17 protein-coding genes and 1 pseudogene are annotated in these 22290 nt (G+C 67.2%); 2 read left to right on the top strand and 16 right to left on the bottom strand.

The genetic code is table 11. The features are described 5' to 3' along the window. Together ACFW3F_RS21560 and ACFW3F_RS21555 are read right to left on the bottom strand one after the other, a co-directional pair. Positions 1-797, bottom strand: a pseudogene (locus ACFW3F_RS21560) (hypothetical protein); the annotation flags it as partial. Between the two features lie 49 nt (positions 798-846). Next, positions 847-1635: a hypothetical protein gene (locus tag ACFW3F_RS21555; RefSeq protein WP_388061060.1), complete on the bottom strand. Its 789-nt coding sequence runs from the start codon at positions 1633-1635 to the stop codon at positions 847-849. Positions 1636-1655: 20 nt separating this feature from the next. On the opposite strand from ACFW3F_RS21555, the gene ACFW3F_RS21550 reads away from it, so the two are divergent. Next, positions 1656-2357: a Swt1 family HEPN domain-containing protein gene (locus tag ACFW3F_RS21550; RefSeq protein WP_388061058.1), complete on the top strand. Its 702-nt coding sequence runs from the start codon at positions 1656-1658 to the stop codon at positions 2355-2357. A 541-nt stretch (positions 2358-2898) separates the two neighbouring features. After that, positions 2899-3414: an amidase domain-containing protein gene (locus tag ACFW3F_RS21545; protein ID WP_388061056.1), complete on the top strand. Its 516-nt coding sequence runs from the start codon at positions 2899-2901 to the stop codon at positions 3412-3414. Positions 3415-3703: 289 nt separating this feature from the next. Here the strand turns inward: ACFW3F_RS21545 and ACFW3F_RS21540 are convergent, their stop codons facing one another. From ACFW3F_RS21540 to ACFW3F_RS21475, 14 genes are all read right to left on the bottom strand, one after another. After that, positions 3704-4120, bottom strand: a complete 417-nt coding sequence (locus ACFW3F_RS21540) for a hypothetical protein (protein WP_388061054.1) — start codon at positions 4118-4120, stop codon at positions 3704-3706. Positions 4121-4460: 340 nt separating this feature from the next. After that, positions 4461-10163 carry a DEAD/DEAH box helicase family protein gene (locus ACFW3F_RS21535; RefSeq protein WP_388061052.1) on the bottom strand — a complete coding sequence of 1901 codons (5703 nt, stop codon included), beginning with the start codon at positions 10161-10163 and terminating at the stop codon, positions 4461-4463. Between the two features lie 65 nt (positions 10164-10228). Beyond that, complete coding sequence (locus tag ACFW3F_RS21530; RefSeq protein ID WP_388061050.1) at positions 10229-10813, bottom strand: hypothetical protein; 585 nt, start codon at positions 10811-10813, stop codon at positions 10229-10231. Positions 10814-11097: 284 nt separating this feature from the next. Further along, a complete protein-coding gene (locus tag ACFW3F_RS21525) occupies positions 11098-11367 on the bottom strand; it encodes a hypothetical protein (protein ID WP_388061048.1) in 270 nt (89 codons plus the stop codon). A gap of 99 nt (positions 11368-11466) precedes the next feature. Then, a complete protein-coding gene (locus ACFW3F_RS21520; protein ID WP_388061046.1) occupies positions 11467-11661 on the bottom strand; it encodes a hypothetical protein in 195 nt (64 codons plus the stop codon). Positions 11662-11682: 21 nt separating this feature from the next. Continuing rightward, complete coding sequence (locus ACFW3F_RS21515; protein ID WP_388061044.1) at positions 11683-12090, bottom strand: DUF4913 domain-containing protein; 408 nt, start codon at positions 12088-12090, stop codon at positions 11683-11685. After that, a complete protein-coding gene (locus tag ACFW3F_RS21510; RefSeq protein WP_388061042.1) occupies positions 12087-14018 on the bottom strand; it encodes a type IV secretory system conjugative DNA transfer family protein in 1932 nt (643 codons plus the stop codon). Before ACFW3F_RS21510 ends, ACFW3F_RS21515 begins: the two co-directional genes overlap by 4 nt. Then, positions 14015-14716 (bottom strand): hypothetical protein, encoded by a 702-nt coding sequence (locus tag ACFW3F_RS21505; protein WP_388061040.1) that lies wholly within the window; start codon positions 14714-14716, stop codon positions 14015-14017. The genes ACFW3F_RS21510 and ACFW3F_RS21505 overlap by 4 nt, the downstream gene beginning before the upstream one ends. 40 nt (positions 14717-14756) lie before the next feature. Beyond that, positions 14757-15305: a hypothetical protein gene (locus ACFW3F_RS21500; RefSeq protein ID WP_388061038.1), complete on the bottom strand. Its 549-nt coding sequence runs from the start codon at positions 15303-15305 to the stop codon at positions 14757-14759. Then, positions 15302-17326, bottom strand: a complete 2025-nt coding sequence (locus tag ACFW3F_RS21495) for a transglycosylase family protein (protein ID WP_388061036.1) — start codon at positions 17324-17326, stop codon at positions 15302-15304. Before ACFW3F_RS21495 ends, ACFW3F_RS21500 begins: the two co-directional genes overlap by 4 nt. Further along, positions 17319-17717 (bottom strand): hypothetical protein, encoded by a 399-nt coding sequence (locus ACFW3F_RS21490; RefSeq protein WP_388061034.1) that lies wholly within the window; start codon positions 17715-17717, stop codon positions 17319-17321. The genes ACFW3F_RS21495 and ACFW3F_RS21490 overlap by 8 nt, the downstream gene beginning before the upstream one ends. Continuing rightward, a complete protein-coding gene (locus ACFW3F_RS21485) occupies positions 17714-19672 on the bottom strand; it encodes a hypothetical protein (protein ID WP_388061032.1) in 1959 nt (652 codons plus the stop codon). Before ACFW3F_RS21485 ends, ACFW3F_RS21490 begins: the two co-directional genes overlap by 4 nt. Positions 19673-19691: 19 nt before the next feature. Continuing rightward, the gene (locus tag ACFW3F_RS21480) at positions 19692-20750 is read right to left on the bottom strand and encodes a hypothetical protein (protein WP_388061030.1); all 1059 of its coding nucleotides are present in this window, start codon (positions 20748-20750) and stop codon (positions 19692-19694) included. A gap of 26 nt (positions 20751-20776) precedes the next feature. After that, positions 20777-22273, bottom strand: a complete 1497-nt coding sequence (locus tag ACFW3F_RS21475; RefSeq protein WP_388061028.1) for an SCO6880 family protein — start codon at positions 22271-22273, stop codon at positions 20777-20779. Positions 22274-22290 lie beyond the last annotated feature (17 nt).

Genomic DNA, 22290 nt, shown 5'->3' with positions numbered 1-22290 from the left:
TCCACGAGGACCCGCTCCGCGTCATGAGCGACGATCAGCTCACCGCGCACCTGCGCACCCTCACCCGCCGCCACACCCTCGCCGTCGACGATCTGAGGACCAGCCGACCAGCGCCCGAGCGGACGCTGCGGGTGCGGGCCGACCACGCCGAACTCGCCGACACCGTCGACCGCATCGCCACAGCCCGCACCGCCGGACGCGCTCTCGCTGCCGCCGCAGCCCGCATCACAGAGGCGCGCGCCGCCGTGGCGGGACTGCCGCCGGCCGGGCGCGGACGCAAAGCACGCGCCGAGCACGACCAGCACCACCAGCGCCTTGTCGAGGCGGTCGCCGCGGCCGAGCGTCAGCACCAGCACCTCGCCGCCGCCCACGAACAGACCCGTCGGGACGTCGGCGTCCCCGAACATCGATGGGACGAACTGACCGCCCGCGCCGCCGACGTTGCCACGCTCGCAAGCGAACTGGCTGCCGCCGAGCAGGCCGACGCCCGAACCCGCCAGCTCCACCAGAAAGCCATCGACGACCGCGACGCTGCAGCCGCGGCCATCTCTCACGCCCGAGCCGAAGTAGCCCGCCGCGACACGCTTCCAGCCGAACATCGCGCAGCCGAAAACTCCATTCGCATCGCGCCTGGCAACGATGTCGATAGCCGGGTGACTGCGATGGCCAAGTCGCGACCCGGCGCAGCTCCAGAACTGACGTCGACGACACCACAGCATGATCGCTTTAGCGATTACGGAGTCGACGATTGACCAACCCATTCTGGTGATGACCAGCAGTCCTCGTCCTCGCAGCATCTTGCGAGGTAGCTCCTCCGACGCATCGAACAGCGCGCCAAGTAGGTGCCTACATCGTCTGAACGTCTAGAGGGCTTCGTCGGCGTCGGTCATACAGTGAAACCGCCTGTTCCAGCGTGTATACGCCAATTCCTGCAACAACTTTCAGTTGTTCGAAATCGAGAGAGAAGTCGGCTTGTCTGACGCCGCCGCCGAGGTCAGTATGAGGTGTCGCTGCTGATAGGTGCTCGAAGGCCCACCACTTCCCGTGTGCCATACCGGAGGTAATTCGCCATGCGGACTCGACTGAGCTCATCGCAGGGTGCTGTGGGACGCTCTGAACCATCTGGATGTACTTAACTCCCTGATTCTTGACAGGGAAGGGGGTGCCGTTGTGCTTCGCGAGTTCTTCGATGACTGCCTGCTTAGCGCGGCATTCCTGCGCGCCGTCCGGTTGCTGGGCAGCGTTGAATGCCTTCCGGTTCTGATCGTCATTGTCCCATGCCAGCAGCAGTAGGTTGTGAATGCGTTCGCGTCGAGAGTCAGGCTTCAGCAGCCAGTATGCGCACGCCGCGTTCTCGATCGCGGGCCTCGCCATCGCATAGTGGCTGAATAGCCAGCCGCGCCCATCCTCGAAGAGAGCCTGCATAATCGCACGCCAGTGTCCGATGGACGTCTGGATAGCTCGATCGACGTGATGACTGATCTGGTAGAAGCCACTCAACTGTTGGTTGTCGTAGTAGACCGCACTACCCGGTTCCAACTCGAAGTCGGAACGCTGTAGCCGATCCCAGATAGGCTCAAGGCGTTGGAGTATGGTCCAGACCGCCTCTTGGTCGGGAGGGAGCGGGTTCGTCACAAGTCCACCACTCTACGACCATGCGGGCGGTGCGGGATCTGCGGTTCGAGATCCTTCACTCCTCCGAGTCGGAGCCCTACACGCCGGATTTGGTGAGGTCAGTTCTACGGACGGGGGTTGAGCACGTGGAGTTCTCCTGGCCAGCTGTGCTTTTCAGCTGTGAACGCGACTACCTGGCCCCCGCGCTTGACGAGTTCTTCGTCAGAACTGTGGGCGCCGCGTGGAATGAGATACTGCGTGATGTTGATGCGCGACGTACAGCACGGCGGCCGCGAGCTGGGCGATCCGGCGAAGTGTCACCGGCCGCGGAACTGTTTGTGAGGGGCGCCGAAGCCGGGAAACGCTACAACACCCGTGATCCACAGGTGTGCTTGCGGATGCTTACCGATGATGACATTCCTCGCAACGTACGCGCTCAAATCCGGCGGGCGTTACCGGAGGAGGCGCGTGGGTTAGGCGTCGAGCTGCGCAAGTTCCGGAATGATTTGCACCACAACGAATTGATGACCGACGAAGAGATCCTCCGTGCGCTCGATTCCTGCGAGCGACTGTTACTTGCACTGGACAAGACGGACGCGGTCGCCGCGGTCCGAGCAGAGCGCTACCGACTTGGAAAGATCATATACGCGGACCCACCTGTCGTGGACGTCTCACCGCAGTCACTGACGCGCAAGGAGCGTCGGCAGTTGGCAAGGAACTCTTTGGCCGACCGGAAGCGGTGAGTGCCCTGAGCCGACGAGGCCCCCCGGCTGCAACCGAGGGGCCATCTGTGCCCTGGGCCGGCGACGCGGCCATCATGGGGCTGTTGTCAGCACACCCGCTAGGGGTTATGCGTGTCCGGCGAACCGGACTATCCAGCTTGGCTGGATGCCACGTGATGCTACTCGGAGTTGCCTCCGACGCAACCCCTCATGCACACAAACGGCGTGCCGCGATCTTGGACTCGGTCGCCTCTTCCCTTCTGCGTTGAGTTCACGCAGAATGTCTACACCCGAGCGGACGACCGCACTTCTCGGCCTAGACGACTGCAATCGCTGGGAGCACACCGAGTTTTCGGCCACCACACGGGGATGTTGTCAGCACGAGCCCGCTGGGCAGTGGCGATCCGTCGCTATCTGCCCAGCGTGGTTCGCGACCCGAAAAATGGAGATAGTTATGCGCTTCCCACGACTCAGTCATGTTGTGATCGCTGCAGCCGTATCGGCTGCAGCGCTACTAGGTGTGCAGACGCCGGCTCACGCCGACGTTAGTCCGGTTACCCGCATGGAAATCGTCGACTTCGCGAAGGACATGTGGGACGTGCCCCTGTCGGTGCTTGCCCTCTCCGGCTCGGAATGCACATACTTTGCGTCCTCGGCTTGGTGGGCAGGCGGGATCGAGCCGACCTCGGACTGGGAGCCGAAGAGCACCGACACGTCGAAGCTCGCGTCGGACAAGCTGATGAACCCGGGCCCCACAAAGGCGGCGGCCAGTGCGGACCACTTCGTGAAGTACGCGGCGAGCAGCAGTCTCGCAACCGTTCGAGAGGTTGCCTGGAGTGACAACACAGCAGGGGGCGCCGAGCTTGGCGATGTGATCGCCTACGACTGGAACGACGGTGCGGACGGGGTGGTCGATCACGTTGCGGTTGTGACCGGCTTCGCAGACGGTGGCTATCCGACTGTGACCCAGCATTCAGCGTCGCGGCTCGACCGGGGCTGGTCGTGGGACATCGATGGAGGTAACTGGATCGAGTACACGATGCCGGGGGCCAAGGTCTATCTCGTCCATCTGAACTGAGCCACCCCCCCAGATGGGGCGTTCCTCGAAAACTGAACGTTCGGGAGCGCCTCATTCTGGTGCCCGGGACTCCTCGTTGGGACGCTGGTTGACCGCCTCGTTGTCAGGGACTCACACGGTGTCGGCGTGGCTGAGTTCGATCACCACCACCCCCGCCGCGACGTCTCGACAATCCGGGCGGCCGGTGCCGGAGGACTGGCCAGCACCGCTCGCCCGACAGCGCCGGTCCGTCCGATCGCCCGAACGACGAAGGGTCGCACAGGCATTTCCTGCGCGACCCTTTGTGTGGTCAGCGGACTCTACGTAGGTAGACGTCGCCGGTGGGGACGCCGCCGGCGAACAGAACACCTTTGTAGCCGTGGGGTGTCTTGCGTAGTTCGATGCGGGAGTACCAGTGCGCGACTGGGTCACCGGCGATCGAGACGATGCCGCCGTTGCGGGTCTGGGTGATGTGGCTGTTGGTGGCATTCCACGGTCCGACGCCGTAGATGTCTTGGAAGAGACGGTTGCCGATCACTCGCGCGTTGGATTCCGGGTAGGGGATGACGCCGTACATGACCAGCTGGTACTTGTATCGGCCGTCGTCGATCTTCGCGTGCGCTTGCCCACTACCGAGGCCGAGACCAGTGGCGAGGCCGGCGGTGATGAGGAGTCCGGCGACGATGGTCTTGACGGTGGTGGAGAGTCGAGCTGTTTGCAGAGGCATGAAGTCACGTCCTGTTCGGTATCGGTTGCTGGTGATGGGTGGGCGGGTTTGGCGGTTCGCTTCTATCACGAACCCGGGACAGGCGTGGCTGGCGACGCTGGTCGCGCGTGGCGAGCCACGCCTGTCTGGTGGGTCACCCCCGCGGGGTGGGCTTGTGCTCCCGGGGGCCAGGTGATCTTGACGTGGCCGGTTTTGTGAGCGGTTGCCCGTTGTCGAGTCAGGTCCGAGGCGGCCTGCTCGATCTGCTTGCCCGCCGGGTCGAGAGCCGCATTGGGGGTGCGGCAGCGAGTTCGCACCCGCCAACGCCTCTGTCTGAACGCGGTGAATGGCACTGCTGTACTCATAGGTCCAGGTCGGGGTCGCGGTGGGGTTGTGTGCCGTTGCCGTCACCGAGTGGGTCGTGTGGCGGCGGCTGCGATCCGGTGTTCTCTGTGCATTCTGCCTCTGGTGGGGGTCGGGTGTCGGCGAGCAGTGTTCCGATTCCCGGTTCTGCTGTGGTGGTGTCTTTCTCGGCCTGATAGAGCTCCGCTTGGCGTTGGTGGGAGCGCTTCATCACGGCGACATAGTCGGCGGCATGATCGAGTCCGGCTTCTTCGACCATGACCGGTGTCGGGTTGAGTTCCAGACTCCAGCCGGGTTCGCGACCAGCGCTGCGCATCCGTTCCTCGGCAGCTTGGCGGGCGGCGACCGCTTCCTCGGATTGCTGGGCCTGTTCGATCTCCATCCGCAGTTGGCGCAGCCGAACCTGTTTGGTCTGCAACTCATCCGCGCGGGTGAACGGTGCGTCGATACGTGGGGCGTTGACCTCGACTTCGCGGCGGTAGCTGGCGATATCGGCGACCAGTTGGGCACGGGTGTCGTCGAGCCCGGTGTACAGGTTCTCCAGACGGGTGGCGAGACCGGACGCGGTCGCGGTGCGCCGCTCGGCTGAGGTGAACACCTGGGGGGCGTCCACAGTGAACCCCGGTCGCCCCGGGCAATCGAGCCACACGTGGATCTTGTCCTGGGCGAACTCGCGTGAGGCGTGCGCCTGGAGCCCCGACGGTATCGACGCGATCGGCATCGACTGCTTCATGCCCGCACCTTTGAGCTCGTGATAGACCGCGGTGACCCGCGACAACAACGCCTCGGACCGTTCCGGACGCTGAGGCCGGGGCCGGTCCCCGGTGACGACGAACTGCTTGCCGGCGTCGATCCACTCCTGGTGTCCGACCAGTAGAGCGTCGAGTTTGTCGATGCTGGTTTCCAATCGTGGGATGGCATGGTCGGCGGCGGCCACAACCCGTCGGGCGTGGGAGCGGGAGTCCGCGTGGGCGCTGGCCAAGGCGGACAGGCTTTTCACCTCGTCCTCCAGGGTGGCCATTTCGAGGAACCGTTCGTCGCCGGTCGCGGCGGCTTTGGTCGCCGCAGCGGCCTCAGACAGGGAGTCGTCGGCGATGTCGTCGACCTCGGCGACGTCGTCGAGCTGCCCGCGTTTGGCCTGCTCGATGAACGCCGCCTTGGATTCGACCTTCGACCACATGACGGTGTCCGTGGTGCCGGCGGTGACGTAGTTCAGAATCTCGATCCGCGGATTCTGGTTGCCTTGCCGGATGATCCGCCCCTCGCGTTGCTCGAGATCGGCGGGCCGCCACGGCACGTCCATGTGGTGCAGACCAATGAGCCGGCCTTGGACATTCATTCCGGTACCCATCTTCGAGGTCGACCCGACCAGCACCGCGATCCGCCCGGCTCGGCAGTCGGCCTGCAACGCCAGTTTCTGCGACGGCGATTTCGCGTCGTGGATGAACGCGATCTTCTCCGCGGGCACCTGATACTGCTCGACGAGAAGGTCTTTGAGGTTGGAGTACACCGACGGTCCGTCGGGACGCGGGGTGCCGCGATCGCAGAACACCAGCTGCAACGCCCCGCGGATCGGGGACCGCTCCCCTTCCTCGGTGAGGTACTCGTTCTCGGCGGTCGCGTGGTAAATGCGGGCGACCTGTTCGGCCACCGCATCAGCGCGGGTGTTTCCCGGATCCGGTTCGAGGTTGGCCAGCACCGGGTCGAGAGCAACGTTGCGGCCGTCGTTGAGGATCTTGAGCACGTTGTCGACGTCGGCGCGCCGCGGGTCGAGATGGTCGGCCCGATAATCCAGGTCGGCGATGAAATCGCGCCGCTCCTGACCGGGTGTGCTGGTGACGATCTGCCGCCCGTCATGGACGGGCAGGTTCGCCGGGACCTTTTCACGGACAACGACATCGGTGTACTGGGCGGCCATGGCGAACATTTCCTTGGGGTTGGAGAACGCCGACACCTTGGAGACCACCCGCAGTTTGGTGCCGGTGGCGTTGGGAATCGTCTCCGAACGGGTCGCGGTGAACGACGCCGCCCAGTCGGTGATCGAGCGGACCCCAGCCACCTCAAGCACATCCGGGCGCAGGTACTGCTGCATCACCCACGACTCGGCCAGCGAGTTCGCGATCGGGGTGCCGGTGGCGAACGTCGCGACCCGCTCAGCGCCCGGGGTGATGACCCGCCCGGCCGCGGCCGCCTGATGCTGGCGACGTTCACGCAGGTAGTCCAACTTCATCGACAGGTCCTCGGCCTTGTTCGACCCGGTCAGTGACAGGGAGTCGATCGCGCACTGGCGGCCCTTGTTCTTGTACTCGTGGGCCTCGTCGACGAACAGATAGTCCGCGCCGGTGTCTTCGAACAACACCCCATGGTCCTTCTTGGCCTGATCGGTCGCGGCGTCGAGCCGCTTCTGCAGCTGCTTCTTCGCCCGTTCGATCTTCTTGACCGTCGCATGCGTCATCTCGCCTGCGCCCGCGGACATTTCGGCGTCTAGGTCGGCCAACTGGTTCGCGATGTAGTCGACACGGCGTTGCGGGTGGACCCGGATGGCCTCGAACACCGACGCCGGGATGATGACCATGTCCCAGTCGCTGGTCGCGGTCTGCGCGGCGAACACGCGGCGGTCCTCGGCCGACATGCCCTTGCGTCCCACGAGCACGTTGGCCGCGGGATACCACATCTTCACTTCGCGGCCGAACTGCTCGATCAGGTGGGTGGGCACCACGATCCACGGCTGAGTGACCAGGCCGCGGCGTTTGAGCTCCATCGCCGACATGAACATCGTGCCGGTCTTGCCGGCGCCGACGACGTGGTCGAGCAGCACCGTCGGCTCGGCGAGAATGCGTGCCACCGCATCACGTTGATAGGGATGCGGCTCAAACACCGGGGACAACCCGGGCAGCACCAGCCGGGACCCGTCGTGTTCGGGCCGCACCCAGGTGTTGAAACGGCGATTCCACTCGGCAACGAGGCGGTCGCGACGCTCATCATCCGACCACAGCCACGACCGGAACTCGGTGGTGATCTTCTCCGCTTGGACCTGGGCGAGGATGGTGGCTTGGGCATCGACCTCCGGTGCACCTTCCTCCTGCGCCCGCCCCGAATTCTTGACCACGATCGAGCGTTGGTTGAGCAGCATCTCGGTGAGGTCAACCGCATCGAGCGCTTTGTCGAGGTCGGCATTGTCGGCGCCGTACTCGGTCCGCATCAGCGCGCTATTACGCTCATACGGCGGCACTTCGACCCCCCAACTACCCGCAGCGCGTGACACCCGCACGCTGTCGGCGCCGAACGTCTCGCGCACGAACGCCTCGTAGTCACGCGGCTCGATCCAGGTCGGCCCGAGTTTGACCGACCCGATCTGGGAAGGCTGCTTATCGGCCGGAATCACCTGCGCCAGTGCTTGTGTTAGTTCCACCCAGTCCCGGTTCCCGGGATCGGTGCGGGCAGCTTCGGCGGCGCGGGCGTGTTTGGCGCGCACGTTGCCCGACAACGCTGTGGGCGCGGGCACCAGGTCCTCAGGCATGTCCGGGTCGGCGTAGACCAGACCGCGGATCGACTCGCGTGCCTGCTTGGCGGGCTGGTCGAGCAGTTCGGCGACCCGGTCGAGATCGACCCGGCCGCGTTCCCCGAGACTGATCGCGACCGCTTCGGCCGGGGTGTCGGCGCGCGAGACCGGGACCGGCGCCACGACGACGTCGCGGGAGAACACCGCGGTCTTGCTCACGGTGCCGGTCTCCTCGTCGTAGCGCTCCAACGCCAGCACACCAGCCATTCCCGGATCGGCACGGACCGCCTCGAGATGGGTTTGGCGTCGCGAGGGTGCGCTGACCTGCCATGCCTTCTCATCGAGCTCGGCCGCCACATCCTCAGGCAACGGGCCGGGATAGTCGGCGCCGTCGGCGTCGCGGTGCGCGGCCCGCCACTTGGCTTCGAGTTCGGCGTAGCGGGTGGCGGCGTGCTCGGCGGTGCGTTCCTTGCCACCCACCAGCTTCGCCCGGTTCACCGGGCCGTAGGTGTTCAGGTAGGCGTCGTAGACCTCGTTGAGGTCCGCGCGCAGTGCGTCACGCTCGGCGCGGCTGCTCTGGGTGCGTTGGGCGGCGATCGTGGCCGCGAACAGGTCACGCAACCGCAACAGGTGCCGGGTCTCGGTGGCGCGGGTTGCGGGCACCTTGATCGGCTCATCGCCACCGATCCCGCGCCGCGAGAACACTCCGGTGGTCTCGTCATAGCTGACGTGCCCGATCGGTATGTCCTGGCCGTAGAGGGCGTCGGTGTCGAGGGCGCCGGCGGTGAACTCCATCCCGGCCGTGGCGGTGTCGTCGGCGAGGAACAGCCCGTCACCGCGTTGCAGGGCGGCATCCACGATGCCGGTCAGCCGGTCGTCGAGGTCGGCGGCAACATCGGTACCGGGTTCGGCGGCCACGACGAGCATCCCGTCGCGGTAAAGCCCGCGATCGACACGCATCGTGCCCAGCACATGCTCCGGGTGGGTGGTGAAATAGCGGTTCACCCCAAGCTCGGTGGTCTCGCCGGCCCGGTCGGTGAGCGCGGTGAGGTCGGAATGCAGCCACTCGGCGTCCGCGGGTGCGGCGGCGTCGGGTTCGCGGCGGCGGAACACCAGGACGTCGGTGACGACCTGGGTGCCGGCGACCCGTTCGAATGCCGTCGACGGCAACCGCACCGCGCCGACGAGGTCGGCGACGGCGTGCATGTCTCGGCGGGCTTTGTCCGAGGCCGCATCCAGCGTCCCGGCGGTGGTGATCGCCATGACGTATCCGCCGGGGGCGGTGAGGTTGAGCGACTTGAGCAGGAAGTGGTTGTGGATACGGTGGCGGGCCGGATTGTGGATCGGGTCGTGCACCGTGAACCCGCCGAACGGCACATTGCCGATCACCGCGGCGAACGAGCCGTCCGGGACGCGGGTGGTCTCGAAGCCTTCCAACCGCACTTGGGCGTCGGGGTAGAGCAGATGGGCGATCTGAGCGGTCGTCGGGTCGAGCTCCACGCCCACCATCTGCGCGCCGGGCGGTGCCAGACCGATGAACGTGCCGCTGCCGCACCCTGGTTCGAGTACCAGTCCGTCGTCGAACCCGGCGCGTGTCATCGCCGACCACATCGCTTGGGCGATCGCGGGATCGGTGTAGTGGGCGTTGAGGGTGGAGGCCTTCGCTTGGCGCCACTGCTCGGAATCCAGCAGGGCGCGCAGCTGCTCGCGTTCGGTCGTCCACTCCGACTTGGACTCGTCGAAGATGTCGGCCGCCGCACCCCAGCCCGACCACCGCGCCAGGACCTCGTGCTCGGCCGCGGTCGCCGGGCGTCCGGTGCGGGCGGTGTCGGTGAGGACCTCGAGTGCGGCGATGTTTGCGTGGGCGCGGGCTTTGGCCCCAGACGGCACCAGCACCGTTCCCGGGTGGGTGAACCGGGTCGCAGGCCCCACCTCGGCCGCCGACGGAGTGGTGTCGTCGTCGGTCGCAACGCTGGCGGCAGGTTCGGCCTGCGGTGCGGGTTCGGTCGGGGTGTCGGGTTCCAGGCCGGCCACCACATGGTCGGCCTTGACGTAGACCACCGAGCCGTCCGGGCGTCGCGCCGGGGTGACCCGAGTCCTCGCCCACGCCGTCAGCGGCAACCCGGTCTCGGATTGCGGCACCTGCGGCAGCGCGTCGTCGGCCTTCGGTGGCAGCGGTGTCCCGCCCGGGTCGACCACAGCCGGGTCAGTCGGGATCCGCAAATCGTCCAGAGACTCAAACAGCAGCCCCTGGCCGTCGTCGACTACCTCCGCACGCGCTCGGCGTCGGCGCGATCCTGATCGGCCAGCGCTGCGGCCACCATCGCGGTCAGCTCCGGAACCAGCGGATGCCCCGGCCCGTCGGGCACCGCCAGCCCGTCGTTCAGACGTGCTTGCAGCAGTTGTTCGGCCCACACCTGGAACTGCGGCGTCTGATCCGGCCACACCCGCTCGGTCAGCTGTTCGGTCTCGCGGGTCGCCTCGATCGCCCACGGCGTCAGCCACCGCTGCATCCCGGTCATCGTGTCCGGGTTCGGATCGTCGTCCGGCTGGTCGTCGTCCTCGGGACTGCGGTGGCCCTCCCACACCGTCGCCAGCACCGTCTCCTCCGCTGAGTAGCGGGCCTGCTGATACAGCCGCTGAGTCGTCTGCACGTCCGGGTCGTTGCCCCCGTGCTCGGCCTTCCACGCCGCGATCGTCGCCAGCTCGGTCTGCGACTGCGTTTGCGCGATCTCGGCCTCCAGCCGTGTCACTTCCGCGGTCAGGAAGTCCTCGAACTGCGTGCGGTCCATCTGCGTCAGTTCCTGGGCGTACCGCTCGGTCAGTGTCGTGCGGAGATCGTGAAACATCGGAGTCCTCCTCGGTGTGGGTATCCATAGTGCTCTGCGATGCCGACATCCGCTGCCCGGATGGGTCGGTGTCGGCGAGCAGATCGAACAGATTGGGGGTGTTGTCCTCAGGGGTGGCGTTGCGTGCCATGCGTCGAGCTCCTACCAAAGTGAGGTCCACTCCCCGCCCGGGCTACGCCAGTGCAAGGGTGGGTGGCTATCGTTTCTCACTGGTCAGAGGCTCGATCTCTGACCGATCAGTGCCCTGGCAGGTGTTGACCGCACCTGCCAGGGCCTGAGTCAGGTCAGATGGTTTCGCCCCAGAAATACCACCGGTTATCCGGCGCGGACCAGAAGCACCGCGATACCCGGATGTAGGCGCCTTTGTGGTTGTCGCACAGTGTTTGTGAGGCGAACGGCCCGACACGGTAGTTGGGCCAATCGGGACTATCGCCCGAGACCTTGGGTAGGGCGTCGGCTGTGCCGGCGCCCATCAACGAACTTAGGGCGATCGATGCTCCGGCGCCCACGGCGGCGATCGCTGCGACGGTGCGGTTCGTCTTGGTCTTGTTCATGGTGTATCCGTTTCAATCGATGGTGAAATGTGTTGTGGTAGTTGCGTGTAATGCGTTGTAGCCGTTCCGGTGCCAACCCCCTTTGCTCTTAGCAGTCGGTCAGACTGGTGGGGAGTTTGGCCGCTGTTCCTCGTCCGCGAGGCCAGTGCCGGGGTCGACGCCGTAGTCCTGGCGTCCGTGTGGTCGGCGTCGTTGGCGAAGGGCGGCTCTGGTGACGACGATGGCCCCGGTGATGGCAAGGACCACCAGCAGCACGAAGCACCCGACGAGCGCTATATGGATCAGTGGTGGCATGACGTGACTCCGTCCAGGGGGTTATGCGGCGGTGGTGTGGTCGGCCGGCGGGTCGAACCATCCCGGCGGTGGTGGGGTGCAGGTGTCGATGAGCGTGTCGGTGGCGGTGTGCTTGTCGGGGGTGCACAGGTAAAGCGGCCCGTTGCCTGCGGTGAGGGTGCGCCAGTGGGCGTCGAGGTGGGCGGTCCACCACGACGACAGCGCGGCGGGGTCTTCGCTCAGTCGGGCGGTCTCCCAGGCCTTCCACAGCTCCTCGAGGCGGATGACGACTTCGTCGTGGCGCCACCACTGCGCGCACCAGCGGGTGTCGCGGTCGAAGCGTCCGGCCTTGATGTGGCTGAGCCAGTTGGTGAACCAGTCGGCGCCGGAGGTGAACCGCCAGTGCGCGCGGGGGTCCTCGTCGGGGGTGTCGGTGTCGTGGGTGGTCATCGGTAGGTCCTTTCGCAGGTGGCGGCGGGTTGGGGTGTGGCGGGTAGTGCTGCTTGCTGGGCTGCGCGTTCGGTCCCGCAGGCCTTCTTGGAGGCGTCGATCAGTTCGGCGTAGGGGCCGAGCCAGTAGGAGTTCTTGGTGGTGACGACGGTGCGGTTACCGGACGTGGCCAGCACTGCGCGTTCGGCGGGGAGTGCTTTGAGGTCGTCGATGCCGAGGATGGGTTCGCTGGACCAGGATTCGCTGGTGCTGGTCGACCCGAGACCGGAGCTGGAATGCGACCGACTGCGGCGCCGGACATCGCGTTGGCCGATCATGCGACTCAGGCCCGACAGGTAGGACTCGTTGTTCGATGATCCGGCGTAGATGTAGACGTTCGAGGAGTCCACGAGCATGTCGAGTTTGTCCTTGGACCACACTTTCGCGGCCTGGGCCAGCGATTGCAGCATCGTGACGATGACGATGCCCTGGCTGCCGAAGTGGGAGTACCAGTCGGGCAGTTCGGGCAGCTTGCACACGTTGGCGGCCTCATCGAGCACCGCCACGACCGGCACCGACAGACGTCCCCCGTTGCGCCGTGCTTGGGCGACGGCGGCTTTGAAGATAGTGTCGGCCAGAGCGGTGGTCAGTGCAGTGGCCGCGCCGGCGCCTTCCATCGACAGCGCGTACATGGTGTCGGTGGAGGTGACGAACGCTTCCGGATCGAACTTGGGCAGATCGTGGCGAATGTCGTTGTCGCCGACGGTGTTGTCGCCGTCGAACCGCACCCGCCGGGGCGGCAGGACTGATCGGGCGTAGGCGGGCACGGTCATGACGTTGATGAACCGTCGCGCCATGTCGTAGAGGCCGTCTTGCTGGCGAGGATTGAGGTTTGCGGCGGTGTCGATCTTGGCGGCGGCGTCGTGGTGGCCGTGGCGGGTCAAGACCTGGCGGGCGACTTTCAGTGTGGGGTCGGTGAGCCATCCGTCGACGTGCTTGAGGTCTCCCCCACCGACCGATGCAGCCAGGATGTGCAGGGCCAGGAGTTCTTTGGCGCCGCCGTCGAAGTAGGCGTCCAGGCGTGATCCTTCGGCGGTTTCGGCTCCGGCGAAGATCGCGGCGAGCTCGCGGGCGTCGGAGAGTTCGCGCACGCACCAGAACGGGTCCCACCACCACTGCTGGCCTTGGGTGCCGGCGATGTGCTGGAGGTCTGAGAGCCAGATGGTGCCGCGGGTGCGTGGGGGTTCGTGCCGGTGGGTTCGGTAGGCCCACAGTGCGCGCAGGCCTTGTCTGGTGGTGTCGGCCTTGGCGGCGTGGGTGGTGAGGTCGTTGCGGTCGCGCACCCAGCGGGTGGCGTCGTAGATGTCGGGCTTGTTGGAGGTGGCGAACACCGCGCCGGGTGCCTGGCAGATCATCGGGATGGCGTATCCGGTGGTCTTACCGGATCGGGGTCCGCCGATGATGAGTCCGACCCATTCCCAGCTCATGTACAGCGCGGAGGTTCCTGATCCGATCAGCGATCCCAGCGCCAGCCCGTAGTCGAAGTGTCCGGTGATGGCATCGCGGCCGCGGAGGCGCTGTGCGGAACGCTTGGCGTCGCGGGCGGTGATGGCGTGCAGTTCCCGCGGGCGGGGAAGAAACTGTGCCACCTGGTCGAACTCGCGCAGAACGGCGGTGGCGGCGCGATGACGTCCCACGATGACGGTCACCACGGCGGCGGCGATGATCGCGACCACGAGGAGCAGGGTGGAGGCCACCGGCCACTCGAAGGTGCCGTCGACGGCGGCGGTGGCCGGGTTGATCAGCACCGGGCCGGGCCGTCCGGTGAGCCAGCAACCTGCTCGCCAGCACACATAGACGATCGCCAGCAGCGCGAACAGGGCTGCGGCGAGGTAGTAGCCGACTATGGATTCGTGTTGGCCGCGGTCGCGGCGATGGGTGGTGCTCACAGCTGGGCTCCGGTGTCGAGGGAGACGCTGGCCCCGATCTCGGGGACCGGGGTGGTCTGCCAGTCGCTGTCGCCGGCGGCGATCAACGCGGCTTCGGGAGCGGGTTCGGTGTCGGCGATGAGTTCACTCATCGAGCGGTGCCCGCCCGCGGACGCGGCGTCGTCAACGTCGATGGCATAGTTCGCGGCCGAGGTCGACACCTCGTCGAGTAGATCGGTGTCGGCGACCCCGCCGAGGTCCTGGTCGCGGTCGCGGCCACCGATGGTGTCGGGATCGACGCCGGCGTCACGCAGCCGCTCATCCCAGGCTTGCGCCCATTGCTCGGCGCGCTGGGCGGTGGCTTTGGTCTGGGCTTCTCGGGCGGTGTCACCGCCCCGGGCGGCCTCGGCGGCGGCCTCGCGCGCCACATCGGCTGCGGCGTGCGCACCGGCCCAGCGGGCCATCAGATCCGGTGTCAGCGGGTGGCGTTCGGCGCCTGTGTCGGTGTAGCGGGGCGGGCGGGCGCCGGTGGCGCGCGCGGTGTTCAGGCGTTGCTGAGCGCGGGTCTGGCGGGCACGTCGGCGGTGCTGCTGGTTGCGGACCTCACGTAGCGCTTCGTCGGCGCGACGTCGGGAGTGACGCATGATCGTGCGGATTTCGTCGAAGATGTCGTCGACTTCGCGGCTGTTGTCCTGGGGGACGCTCTGTGGGTCGAGCATGGTGTGCCTTCCTTCGAGGGGCGGGGGTGGGAGTCGGTGGTCAGGTGTCGGCGCGGGGGTAGGTGGCGACCTTCCAGTGACCGTCGACGCGGACGAGTTCGGCGGTGACGGTGAACTTTCGGAAGGAGGTCACCGTGGCGTCGATGCCAAGCACGGTTTGGGTGACGGTGCCGTGCGCACTGGCCTTCTGCGGTGAGATCAGCACCGCCGAGGCGCCCTCGACGCGGGCGGTGATGACGTCGAGGGATTGCTTCCATGCGCCCCACTGGGCGCTGGGCCGCACTGTCGCCGGGCTGTCCGCTGAGGCCAATGCCTGGCCGGTGAGGGTGTCGCGGGTGCGGCGCAGCGCATCGGTGGGTGAGGTGTCGGTGGCGGGTTGCCAGCTGAACATGGTGGTCACGGTGGTGGTGAACACCCCGATCGGCTCGGCGCGATCGGGCAGGCCGGGCGGGTTGCTGTAGTGCTCGCCGTGGTCATCGTGGCCGTGTGCGGGTTCGGTGGTGTCGTCGCTGCCGGAGCATCCGGCCAGTGCGGCGATCAGCACAATCGTGAGGACGGCCAGCATGTGACGGTGGCGGTGGTGGTTCATCGGTTCTTCTCCGGAAGTCCTTGATCGGCGAACTGTTTGGCGTAGGCGATGACTTTCTGGCCGTACGGGCGGGTCTGGGTGTCGTAGTCGCCGCCGGTGGGTGTTCCGCCGGCGTTGAGCACCGCGCCGACTCCGGCGTTGTAGGCGTAGGCGTAGAGAATCTCGCGCCCTTCGGCGGGTTCCTTCACCCGTCCGGAGGCGATCGCGGCGTCGATCTGTTTGGCGTTGGCGCATGAGAACCGCCCGGCGGCCATGACGGCGTCACCGATGTCGGTGGCCGAGGCGCGGCCGTTGCCGTCGTCGTCTTTGGCCCAGGACGGGTAGGTGTAGTCCATGAACTGCATCGGCCCTTTCGCCCCTGCCGGGGACACCAGAGAGGCGTTGAACCCGGTCTCCTGCTTGCCGATTCCGCCGAGGAACGCCGAGCTGATCTGCGGACACAGCAGTCCGGCCTTGCGGAACCACGGCTCGTAGGCCGGTGGGACGCGACCGGCGGCGAGGTTGTCGACTCCCCCGCCGTGCTGGTCCTCGACCGGGCCGCAGTCGGCGCCCTCGTCGGCACTGATCCCGCCGGTGATCCCGGGTGCGGTGTAGACCTCCCCGCCGCGGGGCATGCCGTGGCCTTCGACGGTGGCGTGGACGTGGTCGAAGTGGTTCTGGGTGGGGTCGCCGCGGTCATCCATGACGTTGGACTTGCCGACCACCGGGTAGTAGGTCTGGCGCCAGATCGTGTACTCGAGCTTGAAATGCTTCTTGTTGTCGAGGATGTATTTGTTGACGGCGTTGCCGAGCGCGATCCCCTGTGCGGAGGTGTAGTTGGGGATCATGACGTCGACGGCGCGGCCGGACGGGTGGTCGTTGAAACCGCCGCCGTCGGCGCGCCAACCGCCGATGGTCTGGATCTGGGGGAACTTGGCGGCGATCGCACGGGCCAGGCGGATGGTGTCGACCTGGATGTGCGCTTCGGAGCCCTTGGACTTCGGCAGCGGCGGCAACGGGCCCGACGGCCCCGACGGTGCGGGCGGACCACTGGGGGCGCCGGCCGGTGGCGGCACAGCGGCCGCGTTGAGGAACGTGCCTGCCGGTGCCGGTTTCTTGCCGGTGACACCGGCCTTCTTCGAGGCGGTCGGCCAGGCGCCCCAGCCCTGGGACCCCAGGACGCGGTTGGCGACCTCCATTTGCTGTGCGCGGGTGGCTTTGTCAGCGGTCGGCGCATACTGCGCGCCGCCTGCGCCGGTCCACGTCGACGCCGCGAACTGCAACCCGCCGTAGTAACCGTTGCCGGTGTTGATCTTCCAGTTGCCGCCGGATTCGTGCTTGGCCACGGCATCCCAGTCAGCGGCAGTGACCACGTCGGCGGCGGGCACTACCCGATGTGCGGTGAGCACCCGCGGACCACCCGGTTGGGCCGGAGCCCGTCCGGCAGGGGCGGCGCCGGGTTCGGGGCTGGTGGAGACCCACCCGGCCGGATCGACCGAGTGTCCGCCGGTGAAGTCGCGGTGCCCGCCATCCCACACCTCGAAATGCAGGTGCGGGCCGGTGGATTGGCCGTCGTTGCCGAGCTTGGCGATGTGTTGTCCGGCGGTGACTTTCTGGCCGGCTTTGACCAGCACGCCGTCGGCGAACATGTGCCCGTAAACCGTGGACCACACGTGTCCGTTGATGTTGTGGGTGAGCACGATCCAGTGCCCGAACCCCGAGGCGCTCCCGGCGGCGGTGACGGTGCCGTCGGCGGCGGCATAGATCGGCGCACCGATCGCCCCGGCCAGGTCGATACCTTCGTGCATCGCCCCATCGCGTGGGCCGTAGCCGGAGGTGATCTGAAAGTCCTTGACTTTCATCGGCTTGACCTTGGCGCCGGGTGAGAGGGTGGCGTCGGCGGGTTGGTCAACACCGCCGGTCAGCGGCAGGCAAGCGTCGTCGTCACCGGCCACGGAGATGATGACCGTGCACGAGGCGAAGAACCCCATGACCAGTGCCAGCAGCGGCACCAGCAGTTTGGAGGCGTTGCCCTCACCCACGAGGCAGACCCCGATAGTCGGTTGTGGTGGTGTCGAGATCGCGGACGTGCTCAGTCAGCGCCTTGTTCATCGAGCGCATGACGTCGAGGCGGGTGGCCCATTCGCGGTCGCGGGCGGTGACGTCGCGGCCGACCCCGGCCGCCCGGCACCACCGCATCACAGTGTTGGTGCCGGCGCCGATGTTGCCGGCGACGTCGGCGGCCGCGGCGGTCAGCGACAGCGATGTGCGGGCCAGCAGCTCAGCCACCGCGCGTACGGCCAGCCGCCGGACTTCCTCGGAGTGGGCGGTGCGACGCGGGTTGGGTTCCACCACCCAGTCCTGCACCTGCTCCCAGGCACTGGGTCGCGGGTCGAGCGGGGTGGTCGTGCCCGGGTCGCTGTCGGTGCTCATGCCGCGGATCCGGACTTGGCGCCGCGGCCGCGGTTGAAGCGCTTGTTGGTGTTGTGCATCTCGGTGGCGCGCTCGGTGGCGGTCAACCGCATCTGCACCGGGATACCGGGCTGCTCACCCTCTTTGATCAGGAATTTGCCCATACCCGGGGGGACGGTGTTGGTTTCGGTGCCGGTGGCGCGGACCCCGTCGGCCCAGGCCGCTTCGCTGATCTCGGAGACGACCGGGTCGTCGATGCCGCGGGGGGTGGTCGCCCACTCGGCGAGGGTGGCGGCCTCCTTCTCGTTGAGGTTGACCTTGCCTTCCATCAGCGAGGCTTCGTCCTCGGGTAGCGGGAAGCAGACCTTGACCCGGGCGCGGTCGAGAAAGCCCATGGCGCGCTGGCGATCTTCCATCGAGTCGAACGCCTGGAGGTCCTTGACTGTGTGGGTGGTGAACAGGCTGCCGGTGCCCTGTTCGCGCTGGACGCGGGTGACTTCGTCGACGCGCCACACGATGCCGTTGCCGACACCGAGCACCAGCGAGAACTCGTCGCACACCAGGTCGTAGTTGCGGGGCTCTTGCAGGCCGTGATCGGAGAGCAGGTGCGAGGCTTCGACGGCAGAGAACCCGTCCGACCAGCACGCCAGTAGTACCGCGGCGCGCAGCTTGCGGGCGTTGGCCGGCAGCCGGGACATGTCCACGCACACCCCGAGGGCGTCGATGTCGATGGGCTCTTTGGTGGGGGCGTTGAAGATCTCGCCGAACTGCCCCGACACCAGCTGGTCGAGCGACTGGCGCAGGTTCTCGGTCAGCAGCAGGTAGCGGTCGACGGCGATCGCGTCATGGGGTCGCCGCCCCAGGGCGCCGGAGGCATCGAGGAGGTCCTGGTGGGCGCGGCGCACCTCGGGATTGGTGTCGGCGTCGCGGGCGGTGGCGTCGATGAGAGTTTGCGGGACCTGGCGCAGCAGGGTGAGCACATCGCCGGGCAAGGGCGCATTGGTCAGGGTGAACTCGTTGGCCGTGCCGTAGAGCACCCGCAACGCGGTGGTCAGCAGAGTCTCCTCGTGCGGCGCGATCGGGCGGCCGGAGCTGATCTCGAGCAGGCCGGTCGCGGCGGTGACCTGCCGCGCCCGCATTTCGCGTTCGGCGAGTTGGCGTGCGGCGGTGGGCAACCGGGCGATGAGGTTGCCGAAGGTGCCCACCGCCAGCGGGTTCATCGGCGAGTCGAAGCCGACGCTGGTGACCTGCGGGGTGACCGGTGTGCCGTCCTCGCGGTACTGCACCCGGCCGTCGCTGTCGTGGAGGACCATCTGGCGCATCATGTTGACGAAGTCGGGGCGGTGATCGCCCATGATGAGCGGCCGGACCCCGGTCGCGAGGTCATGGCAGACGATGCGCCGGTTCAGCGTGCTTTTGCCGAACCCGTTGAGTCCGAACACCATCGCTGACGGGGCGGTGATCTGTCCGGCCTCGAACCAGCCGATCTGATCGAACCCGACGGGCTGTCCGGTGTCGAGGTGCGAACCGACGGGCGCGCCGTCCAGGGGGGCTGAGGCGCCGATGGGGAACGGGTAGAACCCCGGCACATGCGCGGTGGTGCCGCGCAGCTCGTTGGGGCGGCGCACGTGGGCCACGCGGCCGCCGCCACGCCCGTCGAAGCCCCGGTTGGTGCGGATCAGGGTGGGCACGTCGAACTGGATCGGCCGGGCAATGGCGGCTTCGTGGCGTTCCCGGCGGCGGGTGTCGTTGTCGAGCTTCTGGCGGGCGAGGTAGCCGCTGATCCCACCGCTGCGGGCGGTGTCGAGCAGGTCCTCGCGGGTGTCGTCGTCGTAGAACGTGGTCGGCTTGGTCGAGCGTTCCTTGGTGCTCGGGCGGGTAGCCGAAGCCGCACCAGCATTGAGGCGCAACGTCGACGGCGTGGTGTCGCCACCGGGGGTGGCGGTGGTGGCTGTGCGGAGGTCAGTGACAGTCATGGTGGCGTCTCGCAATCGGTTAGCGGTGGCGGTGGCGCAGGGCTTCGTCGGTGATGTCGCCGTGTTCGGGCAGCAACACCCCCAGCCCGATTCCGGCGGCGAACAGTTCGGCGTGGCGGTCATAGCCGCTGCGCACGCCGAGGCGGGCGAACAGCGGCAACCGGTTTCGTAGGGCGTCCACCGACGGCGTGCGGGGACGCGGCTCGGTGATCGTCAGCGTGGCGCCGAAGCGCTGCAGCACGGGCTCGAAGGTGAGCCGAACCGGGTCATCGGGGTGAATGGTGTCGGCGATGCACGTCGCCCGCCAGGTGATCGCCAGCCGGGTGCGCGGAGTGGTCGGGTCACGCTCGAGGAGCTGGGCCAGTACCGAACCCATCGCGTGTGGCGGTTCCAACACGTGTGGGGCGATCACCCACGTCGCCGAGAGCAGGTCGTTGTGGCAGAACACATCGCGCACCCGGTGCGGTGTCGAGTCCGGCGCGATGTCGGCGAATGTAGGCGAGGTGTCCTCGACCAGGCCGCCGCGGTAGGCCCGCACCCCGACCGCGGCGACCTGCGCTGCGGTCAGCGGCGTGCTGTCCAACCCGGCGGCGTGCAGGGACCCGATCAGAGTGTGCAGGCGCCGGCCCACCTCCACGGCCATCTCGTCGGGAGTGGTCTTCATTGCCGAGGTGGCCGCGACGAAGGTCACCGCGAGATAGGTGTCGGTGGCGAGGTCAGCGACGTCGAGGTGGTGATGGCCCTCGGGGACCATCCACTGCCGGTGGGCGGTGTCGGTGCGGGGGAAGGTGTCGGCGACTGCGGTGACCGCGACGACATCCCAGGCGTCGGCGCCGAAGTCGATGCGGGTGTAGTCGCACAGTTGTTGCCAATCGCGCAGTGTCGCGCCGGTCGCGGCGAGGATCACCGTGTAGTGGCCGGTGGCGTGGGCCCGGATCAGGCCGTAGTCGTGGCCACCGGCCGAGCGGTGTTCGGTGATCGACAGGACGGTGTTGATCTGGGGCAGGGATGCCGCCGAGGAAGATAGGCGGGCGCGGGAGCGCTGGAGCAGCGAGGTCAGGGCCGGCAGCGTCGGCATCGCAGGGTGGTCCTTTCTGTCCTGGATTAGGCGGCGAGTTTGTCGGAGACGGTGCTCTCTTCGGAGAGCACGACACCGAAACCCAGTCCGGCGCAGAAGGTGACGAGTTGTTCGTCGCGGGCAGGTTCGAGTGGGGTGGCCGCCGAGAGGCCCAGATCGGTGACGAGGGTTTCGATCTTCTGGGTGTCGGCGCCGATGGGGCAGGTGGCGGTCACGATCATCGACACCCGGGTCACGCCTGCGCCGCGGGCCTGTTCCTGACGGGCACCTTCGGCGCTGTCCAGGCGCACCAGCGCGCGTTCGGGCAGTTTGCCGACGTTGGTGCGCACGGCCTGGCGGGCATCGTTGTGGTCCTTGTTGACGATGGTGGTGGCTTGGGCCGGGGTGTAGGGCTGGTAGACGAAGGTGACGCGTTTGCGCGGTACGTCGCTGTTCGGGGACAGCAGATCGGCGAGCACGTTGGAGTCGAACGGCGCCTCGGGTTCGTTGCGCATCGTCCACGACATCGACTGCGCCGCATCGTGAAGCAGGCGGCCGTGCTGGTCTGAAGCTGAGGTCGGTCCGCAGTCTTCCCACCGCAGGCGCATCGGCTCACCGCTCATCAGACCGATCTCGAGGTCGAGCTCGTCGGCCGGGGAGAAACTGCGGCGAGCGATCGCGCAGATCTCGCGTTCGAGCATCGGCCGTACCCGCAGACCGGCGGCGTGGCAATAGTCCCGAATCCGCCCGAGTCGTCGCGCGAGCTCGTTGCCCATGTCGGTGGCGTCGCGTTTGCGGTGCATGGTGTCCGCGCGCCAGGTCAATCCGATCCGGGCTTCTAGGCGCACTTCGGCGGTCGGTACCGCTTCAGTGGCTTCGATGATGATCTTGCGGGCCAACGCTGGTGCAGTGTCCTTGAGCCGCGACCGCACGATGCTGGAGGCCCGCATCCCCGACTCGGGCAGGGTTTCCATGGTGACCGTGGCGGCCACGAAGTCCGGTGATTGCCCGAGGAAGGTGAGCATGTCGCCGAGGCGGGCGACCCAGCGGTCCCGCACGGGCTGGTCATTCCACTCCCCGCCCTGGGGCCAGGTCCGCAAGACCAGGGTGTAGAAGTTCTTCGACGACAACTTGATCAGGCCGAACGGTGCCGACCCGTCGCCGGGTGAGAAGTTGAACGTCTCAGCGGTGGCCAGCGGTCCCGGTGGCGGGGTGCCGTCGGGGATCATCGTGAACGGCCCGGACCGCACCAGGGTCTCACCGGCACGGCGCGACTTCGACACCGACCGTGCACCCATGCCCAGCTCCCACGCCGAGCGGCCCCGCAGCGACACCACCAGCGGCACAAACAGCACAGCCAGCGTGAACGGCAGCCCGAAGAACTTGATGACCCCAGGCAATGGCAGCATCAGGCCGACGACGGCGATGAACAGGAACCCGAGCAGCACCATCGTCGAGAACATGGTGAACCCGAAAGCGCCGGAGGACCGGAACGCCGCCGCAGGGCGGTACAGCAGTCGGCGGGTGCCGGCTTTATCGGTCATGACAACCTCTTTCGACA

It is taken from the genome of Gordonia sp. NPDC058843, assembly GCF_042743165.1.
GTDB lineage: Bacteria > Actinomycetota > Actinomycetes > Mycobacteriales > Mycobacteriaceae > Gordonia.
The sequence above is the reverse complement of the archived record's forward strand: the minus strand, read 5'-3'. Positions and strand labels throughout refer to the sequence as shown.